Raw genomic sequence first — 21,636 nt, 5'->3', positions numbered from 1 at the left:
CATGCGACAGGAGGCTCCAGCGGTGGACACGACGGCCACGGACGGTCCGGAGATCGAGATCCGGGGACTGCACAAGTCCTTCGGCGCCAACCACGTGCTGCGCGGCATCGATCTGGACATCGCCCGGGGCGAGGTGGTGTGCGTCATCGGGCCCTCCGGATCCGGCAAGTCGACGCTGCTGCGCTGCGTGAACCTGCTCGAAGAGCCCAGCGAGGGACGGGTGTTCGTCGGCGGCACCGAACTCACCGACCCGGACGTCGACATCGACGCCGTACGCCGCCGCATCGGGATGGTCTTCCAGCAGTTCAACCTCTTCCCGCACGTGAGCGTGCGCGAGAACCTCGTCCTGCCCCAGCGCCGCGTCCTGGGCAGGAACAGGACCGAGGCCGAGGCGGTGGCCGCGAGGAACCTCGCACGCGTCGGCCTCGCCGACAAGGCCGAGGCGTACCCCGCCCAGCTGTCCGGCGGTCAGCAGCAGCGGGTCGCCATCGCCCGGGCCCTGTCGATGGGCCCGGAAGTGATGCTCTTCGACGAGCCGACCTCCGCGCTGGACCCCGAACTCGTCGGCGAGGTCCTGGCGGTGATGCGGGTGCTGGCGGGCGAGGGCATGACGATGATGGTCGTCACCCACGAGATGAGCTTCGCCCGCGAGGTCGCGGACCGGGTCGTGTTCATGGACGGGGGAGTCGTCGTCGAGCAGGGCCCGGCGGCCCAGGTGGTCGGGGACCCCCTGGAGGAGCGGACCAGGGGCTTCCTCAACCGGATCCTGGACCCGGCGGCGGCCGAGGCGCCCGGAGCCCGGGGCGAAGCACCGCCCCGCGGCGGGGACGCCTGATCACGGCCGAGCGCCCGATCGCGCCGGGCACCCGCACGGGCCCACCTGCACCGTCGCGTTGATCATGGGGCAGGATGGCACCCCGTTCCGGATGCGCACGCATGCGCGAACGAGGCCCCACGCACGACGAACTGACAGGTGACAAGGTGACCACACCCCTCATACGGCGGCCCGCAGGGGCAGCTCCCACTTCCCCGGTCCGACGCGGGGCGGAGGGCGTCCGATGAGCCGGGACCTCGTCCTGCACGACTGGCTGGTCGCCGGCATCGCGCTGGCCGCGGGCGGGTTCGCCGGGCTCCTCCTGCGCGCCCTCGTGCGGTGGCTCGCCAAGCACGCCCTCAGGACCCGCTGGAGCGGCGACGACATCATCGTCGACGCGCTGCGCACCCTGGCACCGGCGGCGGCCGTCATCGCGGGCGCCGCCGTTGCCGCCTCGACGCTGCCCCTCGGCCCGCGCGCCTCGGGCTGGGTGAGCCACTCGCTGACCGCGCTGCTGATCCTCGTCGCCACGATCGGCGCGGCCCGCGTCGTGGCCGGCCTCGTGCAGTCCGTGGCCCAGGCGCGGACGGGAGTGGCCGCGTCGGCCACCATTTTCGTCAACATCACCAGGGTCCTGGTGATCGCGATGGGTGTGCTCGTCGCCCTGGAGAGCGTGGGCGTGTCCATCGCGCCGCTCGTCACGGCCCTCGGCGTGGGCGGTCTCGCGGTCGCCCTGGCCCTGCAGGACACCCTCGCCAACCTCTTCGCGGGCGTGCACATCCTCGCCTCGAAGACGGTGCAGCCCGGCGACTACATCCGCCTGACGAGCGGTGAAGAGGGCTACGTCGTCGACATCAACTGGCGCAACACCGTGGTCCGCAACCTGTCGAACAACCTGGTGATCATCCCCAACGGGCGCCTCGCGCGCACGAACATGACCAACTTCACCCAGCCCGAGCAGCAGTTGACGATGCTGGTCCAGGTGGGAGTGGGCTACGAGAGCGACCTGGAGCACGTCGAGCGGGTGACCATCGAGGTGGTCGACGCCGTGATGGCGGACGTCAAGGGCGCGGTCCCCGACCACGAGGCACTCGTACGCTTCCACACCTTCGCGGACTCCAGGATCGACTTCAACGTGATCCTGGGCGTGGGCGAGTTCAGCGACCAGTACCGGATCAAGCACGAGTTCATCAAGCGGCTGCACGGCCGGTTCCGGGCGGAGGGCATCTCGATCCCCGCCCCCACGCGGACGGTCGCGGTCCGGCAGGAGGCCTCCCGGTCCGAGCCGCTCTCCGCGGCCCCGCCGGTGTCGCCCGTCCCCCATCAGCGCGAGGCGTCCGTCCCGGTCCTGGCGGACGGTGCGCGGTAGCGGGGGACACCGGAGGAGGGCGGCGGGGAGGCGGGTCATAAGCTGGCGCCCGGGGCCCGTGCCCCGCCGCCACCCGCACCGCGCCGCCCATCGAAAGGACCCTGTCATGAGTGAGAAGGCCCGCAAGCTGTTCGACGCGCTCGACCTGAACAGCGACGGGGTGCTGACCAGGGTCGAGGTGATCACGGCCCTGCGCAGCAAGGGCCCCACCCTCGCCGCCCAAGGGGATCTGCCCTTCTGGGCCGTGGGCGACGTGGACACCTCCTCGGCCCTCTTCGACCGGGCGAACGCGGACGGCGACGACGTGCTGACCTTCGAGGAGTTCGAGCGCGAGGTCGACCGCCGCTTCGGCTGGTAGCCGCGAACGGGCCCCGGACCAAGGCCGGTCCGGGGCCCGTTCGGATCAGGGCCTGATCAGGCGCGGATCCCGTCGCAGGCGATCCGCAGGTGCCGCGGCCCGCGCAGCACCGCGTTCTGCCGGTAGGGCGGCGGGTCCTCCAGCAGCCTCGGGTTCTCCAGCCGCCGGGCCAGCTCGCTCAGTGCGAGCTGCGCCTCCATCCGGGCCAGCGGGGCACCGAAGCAGCTGTGGATGCCGCTGCCCAGGCCCAGGTGCTGGATGTCCTTGCGGTACGGGTCGAAGCGGTCCGGGTTCTCGAAGCGGTTCGGGTCCCGGTTGCCGGAGGCCAGGATCAGCCACATCGAGGAGCCCTTGGGGATGGTCACCCCGCCGACCTCGATGTCCACCAACGGCGTGCGCTGCGGCAGCAGTTGCACCGGAGGCTCGAACCGCAGCAGCTCCTCCACCAGCGGTACGGCCAGGCCGGGCTCCTTGCGCAGCTGCGCCAGCACGTCCGGGTTGCGGAGCAGCGTGAGCATCCCGTTGGTGATCAGGTTGACCGTGGTCTCGTGGCCGGCGATCAGCAGCAGGGCCGCCGTGCTCAGCAGCTCCATCGTGGACAGCGACTCGTCCGGGCCGTGTCCCACGGCCAGTTGGGAGAGCATGTCCTCGCCCGGGTCCTTGCGGCGCTTCTCGATCAGCCCGGCCAGGTACATGCCCAGCTCCATGCGGGAGTCGTGGGTCTTGCGCTGCCGTTCGGCGGGGTCGGAGTCCGGGTCGGGGTCCAGGCTGGCGGCGAGGGTGTCGGCCCAGACGTGGAACTTGGGCTCGTCCTCGCGCGGTACGCCGAGCAGCTGGCAGATCATCGTCACCGGGAACGGGTACGCGAACTGGTCGACCAGGTCGATGTTCTCGGTGTCCCCGAGGTTGTCGATGAGACCGGTGACGATGTCCTTCAGCCCGCCGCGCATCCCGTCGACGCGGTGCGGGGAGTGCGGCGGCCCGAAGGGACGGTTGGTGATCCGGCGCATCCGGTCGTGTTCCGGCGGGTCCAGCTTCAGGAAGCTCGGGGGCAGTGCGGTCTCCTCCGCGTCCCCGTCCTCGGCCAGCGGGTCCCCGGCCGTGGCGGCCAGGTTGCGGGCGTCGGAGCTGAGCCGCGGATCGTGCAGCAGGCTCTGGATGTCGTAGTAGGTGCTGATGACGTAGGGGCCGGACCCGTCGTGGAAGACGGGGGTCTTGCGCAGCTCCTCGTACAGCGGGTACGGGTTCGCGCGGCTGGAATAGTCCAGGATCTGGCTCAGGATGCCGTGGGCCATGGGGTCCTCCGGGAACGTGCGGGTCAGTGCCCGGCGGGAGTGAAGGTGGCGATCCGGCGGTCTGCCGGCGAGTACCCGCTGAGGGTGATGGTCGGGCCGTGCGTGGGCACCGAGGGGTCGGGGAAGTCGGCCGGGATCGGCCGCTGCCCGTCGGGACGCCGGTCCACCGTGGTGTACGGGGGCGGGAACGGCGCCGTGCACTCGATCTGCTTCTCGTAGAACTGCAGCCAGCGCGCGTTGTCGAAGGTGACGGCCCCGATGACCCGGCCCTGGTAGCCGTAGACCCCGGTGAACCGGCGCTCGGCCCGGGACCCCTGGGTGATCATGATCTCGGTGCCCATGGAGGGAACGCCGACGGACTTGATGTTCACGCCGAACTGGGAGGACCAGAACGCAGGCACCCACAGGTGCGGCCGGCGGTCGGTGCTCTCGCTCAGCATGTTGTGGGCGGCGGTCTCGGCCTGCGCCACGGCGTTGCCCCAGTGTTCCAGGGAGAGGAACTGGTAGCCGAACAGCGCGTGCGGGGAGCGGGCCACGTCGCCCGCCACGTAGATGTCGTCGGTGACGATCCCGCGGAGGTCGAAGGCCCGGCAGCCGGCGTCGCAGGCGATCCCGCGCGGGCCCGCGCCGAGCCCGGAGCCGGCCAGCCACTCGGTGTTGCGCATGGCGCCGAGGGAGACGACCACCACGTCGCATTCGAGCGTGGTGCCGTCGGAGAGGTGCGCGGCGCGCACGCGCCCGGTGGAGTCGCCCTCCAGCGCGGTCACCGAGATCCCGGTGCGCAGGTCCACGCCGTTCTCCCGGTGGAGTTCGGCGGCCACGGCCCCGATCACCCCGCCCAGGGCGCCGACCAGGGGGCCGTTTCCGCGTTCGGCGACGGTGACCTCCAGTCCGCGTTCGCGGCACGCCGAGGCGATCTCGGAGCCGGTGAAGCCGGCGCCGATGACCAGGACCCGGCGCGGTCCGGCGGCCAGGGCGCGGGCCAGACCCGCCCCGTCCTCGCGGGTGCGCAGGGTGAACACCCCGTCGAGCTCGCCCTCGGCCTCGTTCGGCCAGGGCCGGGCCCGGACACCGGTGGCGATCAGGAGGCGGTCGTACGGGACCTCCTCGCCGTCGGCGAGCTTCACCGTACGGGCCGCCATGTCGAGCCCGTTCGCCGCGACGCCGAGGCGCCATTCGGCGTCGATGTCGCGCCGTCGGGGGAGCAGGGTCTGCTCGGCTTCGGCCTTGCCCAGCAGCACCCCCTTGGACAGCGGGGGCCGGTCGTACGGTTGGTGGGGCTCGTCGCCGATCATGGTCAGCGTGCCGGCGAAGCCCTTCTCCCGCATGACCTCGGCGGCGCGCAGGCCGGCCAGCGAGGCACCGACGACCACGATGCGGCCGGAGCGCTTGAGGTGCTCCAGGGCGGTGTCAGCCATCGGAGGCCTCCCCTCCGGAGCGGGCGGTGGCCGCCAGGTCCAGTTCGTCCACGAGGATCGCCTGCACGGGGCAGGCCGCCACGGCCTGGGCCACGCGCTCGCGCTGGGCGTCCTCGGCCTGCGGATCGTAGAGCAGCCCTTCGTCCCCGTGCATCGCGAAGACGTCGGGGGCGAGGAAGGCGCACTGCGCGTATCCCTGGCACCGGTTGAGATCGACGACGAGCCTCAGCAAGGTGAGTCCTTTCGGTGCCCCCCTGGGCTTTCCGAACCAGCGTGCGCTCGCCGGTGCTAAGGAGCGCGTCAGGTTCCGCCATCTGAGTGGTGCGCGGGGCCGCCCCTCAGGCGGCCGGGCCGGGGCGGCCCCGGCCCGACCGCAGGATGTACAGGCTCACGAGCAGGGCCCACGCCGGGAAGGCCAGCTCGGACCACGGCAGGGAGGAGCCCACCACCAGCAGCACCAGGCCGGCGAGGTATCCGGCCAGGGCCAGCGGGCGCGGGAACGCGCCGAGCCGGCGGCCGATCGTGGAGGTCGCGAACATGAACACGGCGGCCATCCGCATCCCGTACGTGGTCAGCAGCGTGTAGGAGAAGTGGCGGCCGAACTCCTGGGGCTGATCGGCGTCCAGCACCGTCCCGGCCGCCGCGGAGGCACCGAAGAGACAGGCGACGAAGACGATCCCGCTGCCCAGGAAGACGCTGGCGACGAACCGGTCCTCGGCCTCGCCGGAGTGCTCCCGCAGTGCGCCCATGAACCACAGGAAGGCGATGCCCGCGAAGGGGACGAGCTCCAGTGCGGTGGTGACCGCGTCCCGCTGCCCCGAGGTCACCGCGATCTCGGCGCCGCCGCCCCCCTGGGGCAGGCCGATCCGAACCAGCACGATCGCCCCCGCCATGAGGACGGCGAAGAGGACCCCCGCGAGCCCCGCCGCCCTGGGGGTGCTCAGGCTCTGTGCCGGGCGCGTCCCCGGTGCTCCTAGTCTCATGCGTCCAGCAAGCCCGCGGTGCGGCCGTGGTGCCAGCGGGGCCGCGCGCCCGGGTGACAGGGCGCCCGGGCCGTTTCCGGAAGTCCGCGTGTAAGAAATTATTGACACGAGGTATGCATCCTTTTACCTTCGTGATGTCGGCGATGTCGAATTTCTTTTACACGGGAGCGGGTGCGGTCGTGGCCTTCGAAGAGAAGCGCGCATGGATCATGGGGGTGGTCGCGGCCGTCGGGTACGCGGTGTACCTGGCCCTCGTGCTGGGCCGGTCCGGCGGCGGGGTCCCGCTGGTGGAGGTCCCGTACGTGATGCCGCTGCTCTGGACGGTCGGCGGCGCCATCGCCGCCGCGATCCTGCTCAACATCGCCGTGGCGGTGGCCAAGCCCGGCGAGGCCGACGTCAAGGACCAGCGGGACAACGAGATCGGCCTCCTCGGCGAGCACGCCGGACAGTCCTTCCTCGCCATCGGCGGCGTGGCCGCGCTGATCCTGTCGATGGCCGGGGCGGACCGCTTCTGGATCTCGAACGTCCTCTACCTGGGCTTCGTCCTCTCGGCGGTGCTCGGTTCGGCCGTCAAGCTCGCCGCCTACCGCAAGGGGTTCCAGTCGTGGTGAAGCCGACCGGCATCACGAACCGGATCAGGATCCTGCGCTTCGAGGCCGGGGAGATGACCCAGGCGGAGCTGGCGGAGCGCATCGGCGTGACCCGCCAGACCGTCATCGCCATCGAGAAGGGCCGCTACTCGCCCTCCCTGGAGGCGGCCTTCAGGATCGCCCGCGTCTTCGCGGTGCCGCTCGAACAGGTGTTCCAGTACGGGGACGGCGCAGGCAGTGCAGGCAGCGCAGGCAGCGCAGACGACGAAGGGACGGCGCCGTGAAGGCGATCGTGCAGGACACGTACGGCTCCAGCGAGGTGCTGGAGCTCAGGGACGTCGAAACGCCGAGACCGGGCAAGGGGGAGGTGCTCCTGGCCGTCCGCGCCGCCGGCCTGGACGCGGGGGTCTGGCACCTCATGAGCGGCAAGCCCTACCTGTTGCGGCTGCTCGGATACGGGCTGCGCGCGCCCAGGGTTCCCGTACGCGGCCGGGAGGTCTCCGGACGGGTCGAGGCGGTCGGCGAGGGGGTGAGCGCCTTCGCGGTGGGCGACGAGGTGTTCGGCATCTGCGAGGGATCCTTCGCGCAGTACGCGACCGCCCGGCAGGACAAGCTGGCGCCGGTGCCGGCAGGGCTGCCCCCGGAGCAGGCGGCCGCCCTCCCGATCTCCGGGCTCACCGCCCTCCAGGCGCTGCGCGATGCGGGGCGTGTACGGCCCGGGCAGCGGGTCCTGGTCATCGGGGCCGCGGGAGGGGTCGGCACCTTCGCGGTCCAGCTGGCCAAGGCGTACGGGGCGCACGTCACCGGAGTGTGCAGCACCACCAAGGCGGAGCTGGTGCGCGGGCTCGGCGCGGACGAGGTGATCGACTACACCCGGGAGGAGTTCGCGGACGGCGTGCGCCGCTACGACCTCATCCTGGACACCGCGGGCAACCGCGCCCTGTCGCACCTGCGGCGCGCCCTGACCGTGCGCGGAACGCTCGTGATCGTCGGCGGCGAAGGCGGCGGCCCCTGGCTGGGCGGCATGGGCCGGGTCCTGTGGGCCGCCCTGCTGAACCCCTTCGTGCGCCACGGCCTCAAGGGGTTCGTCTCCGCCGAACGCCGGGCCGACCTGGAGGTCCTGCGGCGGCACGTCGAGGACGGCACCCTGTCCCCGGCCGTCCACCTCACCTGCCGGCTCGCCGACGCCCCGGACGCCATCGACAGGCTCCACCGGGGCGAGGCGCGCGGCAAGACGCTGATCACGCCTTAGACCGGAAGGCTCCGGGACCGGCGCGACGGCCGGTCCCGGAGTACCGGTGAAGCAAGCTCAGTTGGTCTCGTAGTAGCCGAAGATGTCGACGATCAGGTCCGTGGGCTCCCAGCCCTGGTTCCAGAAGTCGACGATGCCGTTCTTGCCGGAGCTCGCCTGGGCGAGATTCGGGACGGTGGCGCCCTTGGTCCAGTTCAAGGTCGACGAAACGGGGCGCTCGGGCCACACGTTCGTGCCGTTCTCGTAGTCCTCCACCGAGTTCGGGTCCGGAGCCACCGAAAGGAAGCCGGTGCCGCGCGTGTTGGTGACCGTCGTGTTCAGGACGTAGCCGGCGACGCCGGGCACGCCGGGGGAGAGGGGCACGGAGTAGTAGCCCCGCGGGCTGGCCGGGCCGTCCGAGTTCGCGGCGCGGGTGTCGAGGACCCGGCCCGGCTCGTCGAGCGTCATGAGGGAGCCGGCGCTGGCCGTGCTGTAGTTGCCGACCAGGTCGATGACGACGTCGGTGGGCTGCCAGGCTCCGTTGCGGATGGTCACCGAACCGTCGGCGGCGACCGGCACGATCACCGAGTTGGCGACCGTCTGCCCGCCCACGAAGTTCAGGTTCGAGGTGGTGGGCGCCGGCTGGTCGCTCGGGTAGGCCGTCAGGTGGCCCGCGTCCCGCGGATTGGTGACGGTCACGTTCAGCGCGACGGCCGTGTAGAGACCCCGCGGGAACTGGATCTTGAACGATCCCTGGCCCGCGACCTGGCCCCGCTTTCCGCCCCGGCCGATGCCCTCGCGGGTGTCGACGATGCGAACCGGCGCCTCGGGGGTGTAGCCGCTGGCCTGGGTGCGGCTGAAGTAGCCGGTGACGTCCGCGATCAGGTCGATCGAGTCCCAGCCGCCGTTGTACAGCTCCACGTAGCCGTCCTTGCCGACCGGCGCGATCACCAGGTTCGGCACCGTCTGACCGGGCGCGAAGTTGAGGTTCGACGTGGCCGGCCGGTCGCGGCCCGAGGCGAAGGCGATCACGTGACCGCCGCTCCGGGCGTTGGTGACGGTGACGTTCAGGGCCACCGCGGTCACCCCGGCCGGGATCTTGCCGTTGCCGGCCACCTTCACCCGGGCGCTCTTGTACGCGGGCACCTTGGCCTGGCTGCCGCCGACGCCGTTGCGGGTGTCCAGGAGCCGGGTGGGCGCGTACGGGGTGAAGTCCGAGCCCGCGGCGAGCAGCGGCAGCTCGTTGACGACCTCGGCCTGGTTCACGGGGTCGGTCACCGTGATCTTGGCCAGGTGTTCACCGGCCTCCGCGTAGACGTGCTCGTTCGTGAGCACCTCGTCACCGAACGCCTCGGCCCGGTCGGAGGTCCCGTCGCCCCAGTCGATGACGACGTTGAGCGAGACGTCGGCGCTCCCGATCGTGGTGACCAGCTTGAACCCGTGCGCCGTCGTCGTCTCGGCGGCGAGGACGACCGACAGGCCGGGGTTCGCGTCGGCGGACCGCAACGCCGGGGCCTTCTTCCCGGCGGCGGGCAGCGTCCGCCGCACCGCGTTGCCGGCCGGGCTGGTGAACTTCTGGAGTCCCGCGTGAGCGGCCTTCTTCACGTCGAACCCGGGCGCGGTCGCCGCCTGGGCGCCCGGCGGCACCGGATCGGCGGCCTGGGCCGCACCCGGTACGAAACCAACGCCGGCCGCGGCGATGGCGACGGCTGACACTACGAGTCGGCGATTGCGCACCGGCCCCCCTTTTTTTCCTCACACCCTCGGACTTGTCAGGGGGTGTGACACGCGACCGGCCCAGAGGGTTGCACGCATTCCCGGACCGATTTTCCGGTCAGCGCCCGCAGGCGCTCAGGAAGCGGCAGGGGAGGCGGCGCCGGACCCGGAGGGGAAGGCGGACGCGGCAGGGGAGGAAGACGCGGAAGGGGCGGTCGAAGAGCCGGGAGCCGCCGGGGTCGCGCCGCCGGACGGGGCCGCCGCGCCGGGGGAGCCCGACGGGGTCGCGCCGGGCGTGGCCGTCGGGGATTCCGGGGTGCAGACGATCTCGTCGCGCGGGGTGTAGTGCGTACGGAACGTCTCGCGGCCGACCTCGTGGCCACCCCGGACGAAGACGCGGTCCACGGAGACGTCGAACCCTTCCAGCGGGGTCTGCGGCTCACAGGTGGGTCCGGCGACGGTGCGCTTCACGGGCGGCGTGACGTGGGTGCGCGGGCCCTTCGTCGCCCGGATCTCGTCGTACTGCTTCGTCCCGAGCAGGGTGACCGTCACCGACTCGGCGGTGGAGGAGGCACGGATGGTCACGGGGTGTCCCGAGTCGTTCTGCCATCGCAGGTCGAGGGTGCCCCAGGCGACGGTGGCCTCGCGGCCTTCCGGGTACCGCTCGATGTAGAAGGAGTGCGCCCCGTGCTCCACCGGCTTCAGACCCGCGAAGAACATGGCGTTGTACATGGTCGTCGCGACCGCGGAGACCCCGCCGCCGGGGGACTTCACGTACCGCCCGTCGTTGATCATGATGCCGTCGACGAAGCCGTTCTCCAGGGTCCGCTCGCCCACGGCCTGGTTGAAGCTCCAGATGTCGCCCTGCTCGACGACGGCCCCGTTGATCAGTTCCACGGCGCGCGCGATGTTGTGCGTGCGGTAGGGCGCGGCGGGAAAGGCGACGGTGAAGGTGGAGAGGACCTGCTGCCCCGCGGCTGCCGGGGCGGCTGCCGCGGGCCCGGCGGTCCGGTCCGGGGTGGGTGTGCCCGCGGCCGCCGCCGTACCGGCGGAGAAGCCGCCGAGGCCGAGCACGGCGGCCGTACCGGCCGATATCAGGGCGATCCGCGTGGTGGCCGTACGGCCGTGGGCGCGTCGCATGTCTCTCCCTGTCGCTTCGGAATCCGAACCACACAAGCTTGGTCCAAAACGGACCAAAAGGGTGAGAAATGTGCCGGGTCTCACGATAGTGCCCCGAGCGCTACGGAACCGAACGGATCCGCCGGACCAGCAGTGATCCCGCCAGGGCCAGTGCTCCCGCCAGCGCGTACAGGGCCGTGTACCCGCCGAGGTGGGTGACGACCGGGGCGGCGATCACGGGGGCCAGTACCTGCGGCAGCGCATTGGCGATGTTGATGACGCCCAGGTCCCGGCCCCGGTCCTCCGCGGTCGGCAGCACGTCCGTGAGCAGGGCGAAGTCCACCGCCGTGTACACGCCGAAGCCGAGGCCCAGGACGAGCGAGGCGACGACCGCGCCCGTCCAGGTCTGCCAGACGGCGAGCAGCAGCGTGGCCGCGGCGATCACCAGCCCCGACCGGATGACGTAGGACTTCCGGCGACCGCTGCGGTCGGACCGGATGCCGCTGATCACCACCGTGGAGAGCAGGGTGAGGGCGTTGAGCGCCGTGAGGATCAGGACGCCGGTGTCCGCGTCGCCCCGGTAGCGCACGGCGTCGGTCAGGTAGTAGAGCAGGTACATCGTGCTGATCGAGTACGAGAGGTTCATCAGGAACCGGGTCAGCCAGGCCCAGCCGAAGTCGGGATGGCGGCGCGGGTCGATCCAGAAACCGGTCAGGAAGGCGCGCCACCGGAAGGCCGGCCGTTCGGCGGGAACGAGCACCGAGTCCCGCCGCATCAGGACGTAGGGCACGGCCGCGAGCACCGAGAAGGCCGCGCAGGCCAGGTAGCCGGCGGTGATCCCGCCCGCGACCGTCGCCAGCGCCGTGCCCACCAGGATCCCGATGACCTGGGAGACGCCGAGCCAGCCGCCGACCAGCCCGCGCTGCCGGGCCGGCACCTGGTCGGGGACGGCCGCGGTGAGCGCGGCGAAGGCGGCGTTGAGCGCGAGCTGCACCAGGCACCAGCCCGCGATCACCACCGCGATGCTCTGCGCGAGCCCGAGGACCACCAGCCCGGCCGCCCCGCCCGTCACCCCGGCGACCACCCAGGGGATGCGGCGGCCCGCGCGCGCCGTCGTACGGTCGGACAGGGCTCCGAAGACGGGGTTGGCGACCATAGAGACGGCCGCTCCCAGCCCCGTCACCAGCGCGAGGGTGGACGCCTTGTGGTCCGGGGCGAGCTGCTCGGCCTGGCGCGCCAGCAGCAGTTGGAGCGGGCCGAACCAGCCGACCCACACCCCGAGATTGGCGAGGGACAGCGCGCTCACCCACCGGCCGCCTGACGGGGTGGCGGCCTGCTCCGCCGCGGCGGCCTTCGGCCCGGCGGTCACCTGCCACTCTTGATCAGGGCGCGGTACCAGGCGTACGACTCCTTGGGGGTCCGGGCGAGGGTCTCGTAGTCGACGTGGACCAGGCCGAACCGCTGCCGGTAGCCCTCCGCCCATTCGAAGTTGTCGAGGATCGACCAGATGAAGTAGCCGCGGACGTCGGCCCCCTCGGCCATCGCCTCGTGCAGCGCGCGCACGTGACCCTCGTGGTAGGCGATTCGGCGGGCGTCCTCGATCCGGCCCGTGCCCGGGTCCGGCCCGTCCCCGTACGAGCAGCCGTTCTCGGTGATGTACAGCGGAGGCAGCCGGTCGCCGTAGCGCTCGCGCAGGGTGGCGAGCAGTTCGCGCAGTCCGTCCGGAACCACCGGCCAGTCGAAGTCGGTCCGCTCGTACCCCTCGATCTCCCGGATGCCGAAGGGGAGCCCGGAGGGGATCTCGATCCCGCCGAAGGCGGACGTGCGGGCCGGGGTGGGGGCGCCGACGAGCATCGGGTTGTAGTAGTTCACCCCGTACCAGTCCAGCGGCGCCGAGATCGCCTCGAGGTCCTCCGCCACCGGTCCGGGCAGCAGGGACTCCAGGCCGTCCGGGTAGGCGCCGGTCAGGATCGGGTCGGCGAAGAGGCGGTTGGTGAGGGTGTCGTACAGCGCGGCGGCGGCCCGGTCCTCCTCGCCGTCCCCCGCGGCCCACACGGGGCTGTGCGAGGCGGCTATGCCGATGTGGCGGGCGCCCGCCGCACGCAGGGCCTGTACGCCCAGACCGTGGGCCAGGAGCTGGTGGTGGGCGGCGGGCAGGGCGTCGAAGACGAGCTGCTTGCCCGGGGCGTGCTCGCCGAGGCCGTATCCCAGGAGGGTCACCTCGGCGGGCTCGTTGATGGTGATCCACATCGGCACGCGGTCGGCGAGCCGCTCCGCGACCACCGAGGCGTACGCCGCGAACCGCTCGGCCGTGTCGCGCTCCAGCCAGCCGCCCCGTTCCTCCAGGGCGAGCGGGGTGTCCCAGTGGAAGAGCGTGGGGACCGGATCGATCCCCGCTGCGCACAGCTCGTCGACGAGCCGGTCGTAGAAGTCCAGCCCGGCCCGGTTGACCGTCCCGTGCCCGTCGGGCAGGACCCGGGACCAGGAGACGGAGAAGCGGTAGGCGTCCACGCCCAGTCCGCCCATCAGGGCCACGTCCTCGCGGTAGCGGCGGTAGTGGTCGGTGGCCACCTCCGCGTGCGAGCCGTCCTTGACGCGCCCGGCCTCCCGGGTGAAGGCGTCCCAGGACGAGGGCCCCCGGCCGTCGGCGGTGGGGGAGCCCTCGATCTGGAACGCGGAGGCGGAGACGCCCCAGCGGAAGCCGGCCGGGAACTTCGGAAGGGGCGGTACGGGCGGTACGGACGCTGACATGCGGACTCGCTTCGGTCGCGGGGACGTTCACGGCACTTTCGGGTCCCCGGACCCGCCCTGTCAATGGAAAGTGAACAATTGTCAACTTTTACCGGAGCGTGCCGCGTCCAGCAGCGCGATCGCCTCCCTCGCCGACTCCTCCAGCTCCCCGGAGAGTTCCTTCGCCTCCCTGGCCCCGCCCGTGGAGCGCTCCCCCGCGCAGAGCAGCAGGGACTGGGCGAGGTGAGCGCGCAGGGCCGCGGCGAAGACCCGGTCGAACTCCGCTCCGGACAGTGCGCCGGCCCTGCGCAGGGTGTCGGCGGAGACCATGCCCGGCATGTCGTGCCCCTCGTGCGGACGGGTGTCGGGCGCCCCGGACCGGGCCAGGAGCCCGCGCAGCCGCGTCAGTTCGGCCTCCTGCCGGTCCGCCGTCCGCCGCGCCAGCCGGGCCAGTTCCGGATCCCCGGCCCGTGACGGCGCCAGGTCCGTCAGAAGCCGGGCCCGCTCGTCCATGGGGATCATCAGCTGGATCCAGGCGATGTCGGTGGAGTTGAAGCCCGCCGCCCGCGGCGCCCCGCCCGCCGGCTGCGCGGAGCAGCCGGTGAGCAGGAGCGCCGCGAGCAGCAGGGCCCACGCGGGCCGCCGGGTCAGAACGTACCGGCGGAATTGCACTTGGCGCTCTGCACGACGCAGTCCTTCACGCGCTGGCCGAGCGCGGTGTTGTCCCAGGCGTTGAAGAAGTCGCCGTGGATGGAGGAGGCCATGCCCGAGGACAGCGAGAGGCCGTCGGGGCTGCCGCTGGTCGGGTAGCCGATCACGAAGGAGACGGAGGGAATGGCGACGGGGTAGGCGCCGGAGCACTTGCCGCCCACGGTGTTGTAGGAGACGTGCGACTTGTGGTCGGGGCTGTCGAGGTGCTTGCCGTCCCAGCAGTCCGGGAAGACCAGCTGGTACACCAGCTTGGCGGTCGGAGCGCACACCGGCCAGTTCCCGTCGGCACTGCGGCCGATCTCACCGCCCTCGCCCGCGCACCAGAACTGGTTGGGCGATCCTGCCGGAGTGGGCACCTGGGACTTGGAGTTGCCCGCGATCACCCGGAAACCCTGGGGGAAGGGGACCGTCGCCGTGGGGTCGGGCAGCCGGGAGCCGTAGTAGACGATCATCCCCTCCGGTTCGACCGCCTTGCCGCGCTCGTACAGCGTCGGGATCCAGTAGCTGGAGAGGTCCTTGGCCGGCGAACAGCTGGTGGCGGTGTGGGACAGCAGGGACTCGGTCGTCGTGAACGCGTCCGTGCTGCGGTTCCCGAAGAAGCTGTGCATGTGGGACGCGCCGGGCAGGCCGGGGGCCACGATCGGGTCGTCGGGCTTGGAGTGGCTGTAGACGCAGGTGGCGTTGAACTCGGGAACGCGCACCGAGTCCGCCGGCACCGGAGCCGGGGTCATCGCCCGGAACTGAGCCAGCTGCGCACCCCACTTCGCCTGGTCGACGGGGATCCATCCCGGGGCTGAACCGGTTCCGAAGGAGAACCAGTTGATGTTGACGAAGTCCCCGGTGGCGCTGTTCCGCATCACCGCGAACACCGTCTGCGGGCCGGTGGGGTGGGCGGTCACGTCCGCGGTGCGCGTGGCCCAGCTCTGCCAGCCGCCGGTCGCCGCGATCTCGATCCGGGCGAGCAGCGGTCCGTCGGCGGACCCGGTGTGCAGTTCCACGGCGCCGGGGCCCCCGACGGCGGAGGCGACGCGGGCCGAGACCGTGAGGGGGCCGGCGGCGCCGAGGTCCACGTTGTCGAAGCGCAGCCAGTCGCCGTCGGCGAGGTACGCGGCGTTCTGCCCGCCGTCCGCGTCGGCGGTCGCTTCGAACACGACGCCGCTCTGCGCGGCGTGGGACTCGGCCTGGACCAGGACGGTGGCGGCTCCGGCGGGCGCGCTCGCGAGCGTGGCGCTCAGACTGGCGGCGAGCACCGTCGCCAGCCCGCACGCGAGCAGGGAGCGGGGTATTCGGGGTCTTCTCATGGCGATTCCTCACAGGGGTGGGGGGAGGGGCTGCCCGTGGGGGCCGGGCAGCCCCGGCGGGTCACTGGTAGACGCGCACGTAGTCGACGAGCATCCGGGCGGGGAAGGGGGTGCTGGGGTCCGTCGGACCGGGCCAGTCGCCGCCCACCGCGAGGTTGAGGATCAGGTAGTGCGGGTGGTCGAAGACCCACGGCCCGCGGGTGCGCTCCACCTGGTCCTTGTCGAGGGTGAAGACGGTCCGCCCGTCGAGGCTGTAGGTGATGCCCTTGCTGTTCCAGTCCGCGGCCCAGACGTGGAAGTCGTCGGAGAAGTCGGCGTTGCCCGGGAGCGTGTACGGGGCGCCGATGCCGCCGCCGCCGTTGTAGGCGGGCGCATGGACCGTGGAGTACGAGGTCTTCACGTCCTTGCCGAGGACCTCCATGATGTCGACCTCGCCGTTGTACGGCCACGGCCGGCCGGTCAGGAAATCACCGCCCATCATCCAGAACGCCGGCCACAGCCCGTTGCCCTTGGGGACCTTGATCCGCGCCTCGACACGTCCGTACGTGAACTGGAACGTGGCCCCGGTGTTCATCCGCGCGGAGGTGTACTGGCAGGTGGTGCTGCCGGTCAGCGGGTCGGGCGGGCAGCCCTTGCCGGGCGTGGCCTCCTTACGGGCCTCGATGACCAGGTGGTCGGCCCCGTCCATCGAGGCGTTCTGGTGATCGGTGTAGTACTGGAGCTCGGCGTTCTGACCGGTGCCCGGGTCGGCCTTCCACTTGGCCGGGTCGGGCTTGCTGCCGGCCGGGCCGTTGAACTCGTCGCTCCACACCAGCCGCGGCGGGTTCGCCGGATCGGCGGGCAGCGGCGGCGGGGTGATCGGCGCGCCGCCGGTCCCGTACACCTGGAACTCCCACAGGGAGTAGCCGTACGGGGTGGCGCGCTCGGTGCCGTACATCCGCACGTACCGCCCGGAGCCCGAGACGGCCAGGGTCTGCTTGAAGCCCGTGCCCGCCGTCGTGGAGTAGACCGGGGTCCACGTGTTTCCGTCCGGGGAGACCTGGATCTGGAAGGACTTGGCGTAGGCCGGGTCCCACTGGAGGACCACCTTGCTGATCTGCGCCGGGGCCCCGAGGTCGACGGAGATCCAGCCCGGGTCCGTCCAGCCGGTGGTGGGGCTGGTCGCCCAGCGGGAGGCGGGGTCGCGGTCGAAGGCCCTGGCCGGAGTGCACTCCCAGCACTGGCCGTCGGCCTGCGAGGAGGAGGCCGCGCCCGTCCTGCCGTACGAGAGGAGCGCGTCGCCGCCGTTGCCGGTGCCGGGAGTGCCGTAGACCTGGAACTCCCAGAGGGAGTAGCCGTATCCGGTGGCGCGCTGGGTGCCGTACATCCGGACGTAGCGGCCGGTGCCGGAGACGGTCAGGTTCTGGGTGCCGCCGGGGCCGGTGGTGGTCCCGTAGACCGTGGTCCAGTTCGCGGCGTCGTCCGAGACCTGGATCTGGAAGGCCTTGGCGTACGCGGCCTCCCAGACGAGGGAGACCCGGGTGAGCGTGGCCTTCGTTCCCAGGTCCACCTGGATCCACTGGGGGTCGGAGAAGGCGCTGGACCAGCGGGTGCCGCCGTTTCCGTCGACGGCGCTCGCGGGGCTGTAGCCGGGCTCGCTACCGGAGACGGTGACGGATTTGCCTTGCGACAGCAGGGATTCGGCGGCGCGGGCGGGGGAGGCGGGCAGGGTGCTGAAGGTGAACAGGGTGATCGCGACGGCGAGCAGTAAGCCGAGGCGGCGCAGCGAGGGGGGCACGGCGGCTCCAGAGGGCGAGGGGGGAGTGGGGGAGCGGGTCGAGAGGGAAGGCGGGAACGGCGCTGAAAACAAACGGACTTGAAGATCAGGGAACTCAGAGAGCGCTCCCTGAGGGGTGAGGATGGGGTGGCCCCCCAGGGCTGTCAAGGTGTCCCGTCACCTGCTGGAAACCTCGGCGGTACCGGTTCGTCCACCGGTGGAGCGCTCTCCCAAGATCTGCCCGCCACACACCGGACCGCGGTGACCAGGAAGAAGGCTCCGAGGTCTGTGGAAAGGCTCTCGGTCGTCTTCAACTGTGAAAAAATCAGGTCCTGTTGACAGTCGATCAGGCGTCGGTCCACCATCGCGGGAGAACGCTCCCCGCGGGTCGCGCCGCCGAACGGAACGGGCCGCCATGAGAAGACCCACGCTGGAAGTGGTCGCCGCCCGCGCGGGCGTGTCCCGATCGAGCGTCTCCCGCGTCGTCAACGGCGAGGCCACGGTCGCGCCCGAGATCCGCGAGGTCGTCATGCGGGCCGTCCGTGAACTGGGCTACGTGCCCAACGCGGCAGCCCGCAACCTCGTCACCCGCCGGACGCACGCGGTGGCCGTGGTCGTCTCCGACCCTCCCCAGGGCGTCGTCTCCGACGACCCCCTCTTCTCCACCGTGGTCCGCGCCGTGAGCAGGGAACTCGAGGCCGCCGGGAAACAGGTCGTGCTCATGCTCGCCGAATCCGACCGCAGCCGGGCCCGCGTCGAGGAGTACGTGGCCGGCGGACACGTCGACGGCGTCATGCTCGTCGCCCTGCACGGTACGGACCCGCTGCCCGCCGCCCTGGCCAGGACGGGCCTGCCGGTCGCCTCGTTCAACCGCACCTGCGCCCCGGACGTGCCGTACGTGGAACTGGACAACGAGGCCGGCGCCGCGCTCGCCGTACGCCACCTCCTGGAACGCGGACGGCGCCGGATCGCCACCATCACCGGACCGCTGGACCTCTTCGAGTCCCGCGAGCGCCTCGACGGCTACCGCGCCGCCCTGCGCGGCACCGGGCGCCGCTCCATCGTGGCGCTGGGCGATTTCACCCGGGCCTCGGGAGCGGAGGCCATGCGGCAGCTGCTGGAGGACGACCCGGAGCTGGACGCGGTGTTCGCGGCCAACGACCTGATGGCCATCGGCGCCCTGCGGACCCTGCGGCAGGTGGGGCTGCGGGTCCCCGAGGACGTGGCCGTCGTCGGTTTCGACGACATCGAGGCCGCCGCATATACGGTCCCGGCGCTCACCTCCGTGCGCAGCCCCATGGCCGATCAGGCCACGGCCACGGTGCGGCTGCTCCTGGGCCTGATCGAGGGCGGCTCCAGGGACCGGGTGGTCATGCCGAACGCCCTCGTGGTCCGCGAGTCGTCCTGAGGGAGACGTAGCTCGGGGAGCGCTCCCCGCGCCGGGTCAGGCCGGGCTCGGGGCGGGCGCCGTGCCCGTCACGTCCTGTACGTGCCGCAGGCCCGGCCCCGCCAGGACCTCGTGCAGTTGCTGGAAGACCTGCCGGGCGCCCACGGCGTTCCAGTCCGCGGGGAGCAGCTCGGCGGGCAGGCCCGGGTCGAGGTAGGGCAGCCGGCGCCACTCGGTCAGCATGGGCACGTAGTGGCGGAAGGCCTCGGCGGCGTCGATGCCGTCCTGGAGGGCGAGCTTCGCGGCGACCGGTGCGTACGCACCGGTGAAGGTGGCGTACTGGGCCTGGATCGCGGGGAAGTCCCACCAGGAACTGACCGCCTCCGGCAGGTCGCTGAACGCGGCGTAGTCGGCGGCGGCGAACAGGTGGACGTACTCGCTCAGGCCGAGCCGGACGAGCATGTCGCGCGCGTCCTCCAGGAGCCGGCCCGGCGCCAGCCACACGCCGGGGGCGATGTTGCCGAAGCCGAGCCAGGTCAGCCTGGTGCGCAGCTGGTAGCGGTGGGCGCGCTCGGACTCGGGAACGGAGAAGACCGCCATGGCCCAGCCGTCCGCGAGGTCCGCCGGTTCGAGGCTCGCGAAGATGCGCCGGTCGCCGGCGTCGAACACGGGGTGCACGACCGGACTGAGCCGGTACCCCGTGGCACCGCGGCGCTCCGGCTCCAGCACGCCCTTCTTCTTGAGCCGGGAGATGGCCGAGCGCACCGCCTGGCTCTCGACCCCGAGCTCCGACATGAGCGTGATCAGGTCGGCGACGGAGATCCACCCGCCGCTCCCGCGCACGAAGGCCCCGTAGACCGTACTGATCAACGAGCTGGGCCTGAGGGGGCTGTCCGACATGATCACCTTCCCGTGGTGTGGGGTGGTGATCCTATCGAGGAGCGGCAGCCGGGCCGCCGCAGGTCACCCCGCGGCCGGCCTCCCGGGGTGCAGGGGGGCCTGCGCGTACGCCCCGGAGAGGAGGTGGCCCGCGCCGGGGGCGAGGGCCGGCAGGTCGAGGGCGCGCAGCATCTGGTGGGCGGTGCAGACCGCCGCGGAGACCACCGGCTTGCCGAGCAGCTGCTCGGCCTCCTCGATGGCGCCGAGCGAGGGCATCTGCACGCAGGCCGACAGGACGACCGCGTCCGCGTCCGCGTGGTCCAGGGCGCGGGCCAGCCCGGGGAGCCTGGCCGGGTCGTGGGCCGCCACGTCGAGGTTGTTCGGGATCTCCAGGGCCTGGAAGTCGATGACCTCGATGCCCTCGTGGGTGAGGTAGTCCACGACGGTCTGGGTGAGCGGGCGCATGTACGGGGCCAGCAGCGCCACCTTCCTGGCGCCCATGGTGTGCAGCCCGTGGACCAGGGCGCCCGCACTGGTCACCACGGGTGCGGGGGCCCCGTTCTCCACGGTGCGCGCGTGCAGGCGTTCCTCGGAGGCACGGTGGTAGCCGAGGCCCGTGCTCATGATGGCGACCAGGCAGGCGTAGCCGAGCACGTCGACCCGCGCGTCCGAGAGTTCCACGGCGCAGCGGTCGGAATCGGCGTCCATGGCCTTGAGCTGCTCCGGCGTCACGTGGGTCATGCGCATCCGGCTGGAGTGGAAGGTGAAGCGGTCGTCGGGCGCGATCTCCATGCGGGCGCGCAGGATCGCGGGGACCTCGGTCTCCATGGTGACGTTGGAACTCGGGACGATCTGCCCGATGCGATGGGTACGGGGCGGCACGATGGCTCCTCGGGTCTGCGGCGGGGGTGCCGGGGTGGTGGCGGCGCGGGCTTCCGGCCGGGTCAGCGGGCGTCGACGACCGGGTTGGCGAGGGTTCCGATGATCTCGACGGTGGCCTCGACGGTGTCGCCGGGCACGAGGAACTCCGGCGGGACCATCCCGGCGCCGACGCCGGACGGGGAGCCGGTAGCGATGACGTCGCCGGGCTCCAGGGTCACGCCCGAGCTGATGTCGGCGATGAGCCGGGCGATGGGGAACAGCATGTGGCGGGTGTTGGACTTCTGCTTGGTGATCCCGTTCACCCGCAGTTCGAGGTCGAGGCCCATCGGGTCCGGGACCTCGTCCGCGGTGACCACGGCCGGGCCGAAGGGGGCGTAGGAGTCCTGGCCCTTGGAGAAGAACCACTGGCCGGAGCGGCGCTGGTCGCGGGCGCTGATGTCGTTGACGATGCTGTAGCCGAAGACGTGCTCGTACGCCTCCTCCTCGGTCACCCGGAAGGCGGTCGTACCGATGACCACGGCGAGCTCGCACTCCCAGTCGAGCTGCGCCGTGAGGTCGGCGTTGTGCAGGATCGGCGCCCCGGGGCCGGTGACGGCGGTGGCGGGCTTGCTGAAGAGCACCGGACGCGGGGGCAGGTCCTTGTCGGTGTCCAGGCTCCGGCTGGACTCCTCGACGTGCTCCACGTAGTTCAGCCCCACCCCGATGATCTTGCCGGGGCGCAGCGGGGCACGCAGGGTGACCTCCTCGAGCCGGTGGACGGCTCCGGCGGGCAGGTCCGTGAGATCACCCTCCAGCAGACGGGCGGCGCTTTCACGGGCGGCGGCGCCGGCCCGGACGAAGGAGATCAGGTCTCCGGGGAGTTCGACGCCCGCGTGCTCCGCGAGGGCCGCGAGGTCGTAGACCAGGCCGTCCACCTGGGCGCCCAGGCGGTCGGTGGTGTCGGTCGTTCCGGCGGGCGTGTACGTCACCAGTCGCATCGGTGGCTCCTAGGGGAGAAGGGGGGAGAAGGGAGGGAGGGCGGAAGTGGGGTGGGGAGGGGCCGGTGCCAGGTCCGGCCCCTCCCGGTGCGCCGCCGCACCGGGACCGGTGTCAGGGCC

General features: G+C 71.9%; 21 protein-coding genes. 7 read left to right on the top strand and 14 right to left on the bottom strand.

Annotated features, from left to right (window positions below):
* Position 1: 1 nt before the first annotated feature.
* The 3 genes from ACZ60J_RS02890 to ACZ60J_RS02880 all read left to right on the top strand — a co-directional run bounded on the left by ACZ60J_RS02890 (position 2) and on the right by ACZ60J_RS02880 (position 2,541).
* Positions 2–835: an amino acid ABC transporter ATP-binding protein gene (locus ACZ60J_RS02890; RefSeq protein WP_469678457.1), complete on the top strand. Its 834-nt coding sequence runs from the start codon at positions 2–4 to the stop codon at positions 833–835.
* A 223-nt stretch (positions 836–1,058) separates the two neighbouring features.
* The gene (locus tag ACZ60J_RS02885; protein ID WP_469678455.1) at positions 1,059–2,183 is read left to right on the top strand and encodes a mechanosensitive ion channel family protein; all 1,125 of its coding nucleotides are present in this window, start codon (positions 1,059–1,061) and stop codon (positions 2,181–2,183) included.
* Positions 2,184–2,289: 106 nt separating this feature from the next.
* Positions 2,290–2,541 (top strand): EF-hand domain-containing protein, encoded by a 252-nt coding sequence (locus ACZ60J_RS02880; RefSeq protein WP_266875230.1) that lies wholly within the window; start codon positions 2,290–2,292, stop codon positions 2,539–2,541.
* A 56-nt stretch (positions 2,542–2,597) separates the two neighbouring features.
* Here the strand turns inward: ACZ60J_RS02880 and ACZ60J_RS02875 are convergent, their stop codons facing one another.
* The 4 genes from ACZ60J_RS02875 to ACZ60J_RS02860 form a co-directional block, all read right to left on the bottom strand.
* The gene (locus ACZ60J_RS02875; RefSeq protein ID WP_469678453.1) at positions 2,598–3,836 is read right to left on the bottom strand and encodes a cytochrome P450; all 1,239 of its coding nucleotides are present in this window, start codon (positions 3,834–3,836) and stop codon (positions 2,598–2,600) included.
* A gap of 23 nt (positions 3,837–3,859) precedes the next feature.
* Positions 3,860–5,254: an NAD(P)/FAD-dependent oxidoreductase gene (locus tag ACZ60J_RS02870; RefSeq protein ID WP_469678452.1), complete on the bottom strand. Its 1,395-nt coding sequence runs from the start codon at positions 5,252–5,254 to the stop codon at positions 3,860–3,862.
* Positions 5,247–5,483 (bottom strand): ferredoxin, encoded by a 237-nt coding sequence (locus ACZ60J_RS02865; RefSeq protein ID WP_469679098.1) that lies wholly within the window; start codon positions 5,481–5,483, stop codon positions 5,247–5,249. Before ACZ60J_RS02865 ends, ACZ60J_RS02870 begins: the two co-directional genes overlap by 8 nt.
* Before the next feature lie 109 nt (positions 5,484–5,592).
* Entirely contained in the window at positions 5,593–6,237 is a 645-nt protein-coding gene (locus ACZ60J_RS02860; protein WP_469678450.1) for a hypothetical protein, read from the bottom strand.
* A 143-nt stretch (positions 6,238–6,380) separates the two neighbouring features.
* Here ACZ60J_RS02860 and ACZ60J_RS02855 point away from each other — a divergent pair, with 143 nt between their 5' ends.
* From ACZ60J_RS02855 to ACZ60J_RS02845, 3 genes are read left to right on the top strand one after another with little or no spacing between them, the layout of a single operon-like run.
* Positions 6,381–6,848 (top strand): hypothetical protein, encoded by a 468-nt coding sequence (locus tag ACZ60J_RS02855; RefSeq protein WP_469678448.1) that lies wholly within the window; start codon positions 6,381–6,383, stop codon positions 6,846–6,848.
* Positions 6,842–7,111 carry a helix-turn-helix transcriptional regulator gene (locus ACZ60J_RS02850; RefSeq protein WP_469678446.1) on the top strand — a complete coding sequence of 90 codons (270 nt, stop codon included), beginning with the start codon at positions 6,842–6,844 and terminating at the stop codon, positions 7,109–7,111. Before ACZ60J_RS02855 ends, ACZ60J_RS02850 begins: the two co-directional genes overlap by 7 nt.
* Positions 7,108–8,079: an NAD(P)-dependent alcohol dehydrogenase gene (locus ACZ60J_RS02845; RefSeq protein ID WP_469678444.1), complete on the top strand. Its 972-nt coding sequence runs from the start codon at positions 7,108–7,110 to the stop codon at positions 8,077–8,079. The genes ACZ60J_RS02850 and ACZ60J_RS02845 overlap by 4 nt, the downstream gene beginning before the upstream one ends.
* A gap of 57 nt (positions 8,080–8,136) precedes the next feature.
* Here ACZ60J_RS02845 and ACZ60J_RS02840 read toward each other — a convergent pair whose 3' ends face one another.
* From ACZ60J_RS02840 to ACZ60J_RS02810, 7 genes are all read right to left on the bottom strand, one after another.
* On the bottom strand, positions 8,137–9,774 hold the full coding sequence (locus ACZ60J_RS02840) for a hypothetical protein (protein ID WP_469678442.1): 1,638 nt from the start codon (positions 9,772–9,774) through the stop codon (positions 8,137–8,139).
* Between the two features lie 135 nt (positions 9,775–9,909).
* Positions 9,910–10,914 (bottom strand): VanW family protein, encoded by a 1,005-nt coding sequence (locus ACZ60J_RS02835; protein ID WP_469678440.1) that lies wholly within the window; start codon positions 10,912–10,914, stop codon positions 9,910–9,912.
* A 100-nt stretch (positions 10,915–11,014) separates the two neighbouring features.
* Positions 11,015–12,262 carry an MFS transporter gene (locus ACZ60J_RS02830; RefSeq protein WP_469678438.1) on the bottom strand — a complete coding sequence of 416 codons (1,248 nt, stop codon included), beginning with the start codon at positions 12,260–12,262 and terminating at the stop codon, positions 11,015–11,017.
* A complete protein-coding gene (locus ACZ60J_RS02825) occupies positions 12,259–13,644 on the bottom strand; it encodes a GH1 family beta-glucosidase (protein ID WP_469678436.1) in 1,386 nt (461 codons plus the stop codon). Before ACZ60J_RS02825 ends, ACZ60J_RS02830 begins: the two co-directional genes overlap by 4 nt.
* An 81-nt stretch (positions 13,645–13,725) precedes the next feature.
* The gene (locus tag ACZ60J_RS02820) at positions 13,726–14,295 is read right to left on the bottom strand and encodes a DUF305 domain-containing protein (RefSeq protein WP_469678434.1); all 570 of its coding nucleotides are present in this window, start codon (positions 14,293–14,295) and stop codon (positions 13,726–13,728) included.
* Complete coding sequence (locus tag ACZ60J_RS02815; RefSeq protein WP_469678432.1) at positions 14,271–15,635, bottom strand: DUF1996 domain-containing protein; 1,365 nt, start codon at positions 15,633–15,635, stop codon at positions 14,271–14,273. The genes ACZ60J_RS02820 and ACZ60J_RS02815 overlap by 25 nt, the downstream gene beginning before the upstream one ends.
* A gap of 61 nt (positions 15,636–15,696) precedes the next feature.
* Positions 15,697–17,412 (bottom strand): discoidin domain-containing protein, encoded by a 1,716-nt coding sequence (locus ACZ60J_RS02810; RefSeq protein ID WP_469678430.1) that lies wholly within the window; start codon positions 17,410–17,412, stop codon positions 15,697–15,699.
* Between the two features lie 394 nt (positions 17,413–17,806).
* Between ACZ60J_RS02810 and ACZ60J_RS02805 the strand changes: the two genes are divergently transcribed.
* Positions 17,807–18,799, top strand: a complete 993-nt coding sequence (locus tag ACZ60J_RS02805; protein WP_469678428.1) for a LacI family DNA-binding transcriptional regulator — start codon at positions 17,807–17,809, stop codon at positions 18,797–18,799.
* A gap of 36 nt (positions 18,800–18,835) precedes the next feature.
* On the opposite strand, the gene ACZ60J_RS02800 is transcribed toward ACZ60J_RS02805, so the two are convergent.
* From ACZ60J_RS02800 to ACZ60J_RS02790, 3 genes are all read right to left on the bottom strand, one after another.
* Positions 18,836–19,678: a PaaX family transcriptional regulator gene (locus ACZ60J_RS02800; protein WP_469678426.1), complete on the bottom strand. Its 843-nt coding sequence runs from the start codon at positions 19,676–19,678 to the stop codon at positions 18,836–18,838.
* A gap of 63 nt (positions 19,679–19,741) precedes the next feature.
* The gene (locus tag ACZ60J_RS02795; RefSeq protein WP_469679097.1) at positions 19,742–20,485 is read right to left on the bottom strand and encodes a maleate cis-trans isomerase family protein; all 744 of its coding nucleotides are present in this window, start codon (positions 20,483–20,485) and stop codon (positions 19,742–19,744) included.
* A 116-nt stretch (positions 20,486–20,601) separates the two neighbouring features.
* A complete protein-coding gene (locus ACZ60J_RS02790; protein WP_469678424.1) occupies positions 20,602–21,516 on the bottom strand; it encodes a fumarylacetoacetate hydrolase family protein in 915 nt (304 codons plus the stop codon).
* Positions 21,517–21,636 lie beyond the last annotated feature (120 nt).

The organism is Streptomyces sp. NPDC104226 (assembly GCF_055584085.1).
This window is presented reverse-complemented; position numbering and strand designations above follow the sequence as displayed.

Excerpts from the sequence above, each read along its gene's own strand:
- ACZ60J_RS02890 (WP_469678457.1), top strand. The coding sequence starts at position 2 with ATGCGACAGGAGGCTCCAGCGGTGGACACGACGGCCACGGACGGTCCG.
- ACZ60J_RS02885 (WP_469678455.1), top strand. The coding sequence starts at position 1,059 with ATGAGCCGGGACCTCGTCCTGCACGACTGGCTGGTCGCCGGCATCGCG.
- ACZ60J_RS02880 (WP_266875230.1), top strand. The coding sequence starts at position 2,290 with ATGAGTGAGAAGGCCCGCAAGCTGTTCGACGCGCTCGACCTGAACAGC.
- ACZ60J_RS02875 (WP_469678453.1), bottom strand. The coding sequence starts at position 3,836 with ATGGCCCACGGCATCCTGAGCCAGATCCTGGACTATTCCAGCCGCGCG.
- ACZ60J_RS02870 (WP_469678452.1), bottom strand. The coding sequence starts at position 5,254 with ATGGCTGACACCGCCCTGGAGCACCTCAAGCGCTCCGGCCGCATCGTG.
- ACZ60J_RS02860 (WP_469678450.1), bottom strand. The coding sequence starts at position 6,237 with ATGAGACTAGGAGCACCGGGGACGCGCCCGGCACAGAGCCTGAGCACC.
- ACZ60J_RS02855 (WP_469678448.1), top strand. The coding sequence starts at position 6,381 with ATGTCGAATTTCTTTTACACGGGAGCGGGTGCGGTCGTGGCCTTCGAA.
- ACZ60J_RS02835 (WP_469678440.1), bottom strand. The coding sequence starts at position 10,914 with ATGCGACGCGCCCACGGCCGTACGGCCACCACGCGGATCGCCCTGATA.
- ACZ60J_RS02825 (WP_469678436.1), bottom strand. The coding sequence starts at position 13,644 with ATGTCAGCGTCCGTACCGCCCGTACCGCCCCTTCCGAAGTTCCCGGCC.
- ACZ60J_RS02815 (WP_469678432.1), bottom strand. The coding sequence starts at position 15,635 with ATGAGAAGACCCCGAATACCCCGCTCCCTGCTCGCGTGCGGGCTGGCG.
- ACZ60J_RS02805 (WP_469678428.1), top strand. The coding sequence starts at position 17,807 with ATGAGAAGACCCACGCTGGAAGTGGTCGCCGCCCGCGCGGGCGTGTCC.
- ACZ60J_RS02800 (WP_469678426.1), bottom strand. The coding sequence starts at position 19,678 with ATGTCGGACAGCCCCCTCAGGCCCAGCTCGTTGATCAGTACGGTCTAC.
- ACZ60J_RS02795 (WP_469679097.1), bottom strand. The coding sequence starts at position 20,485 with ATGGAGACCGAGGTCCCCGCGATCCTGCGCGCCCGCATGGAGATCGCG.
- ACZ60J_RS02790 (WP_469678424.1), bottom strand. The coding sequence starts at position 21,516 with ATGCGACTGGTGACGTACACGCCCGCCGGAACGACCGACACCACCGAC.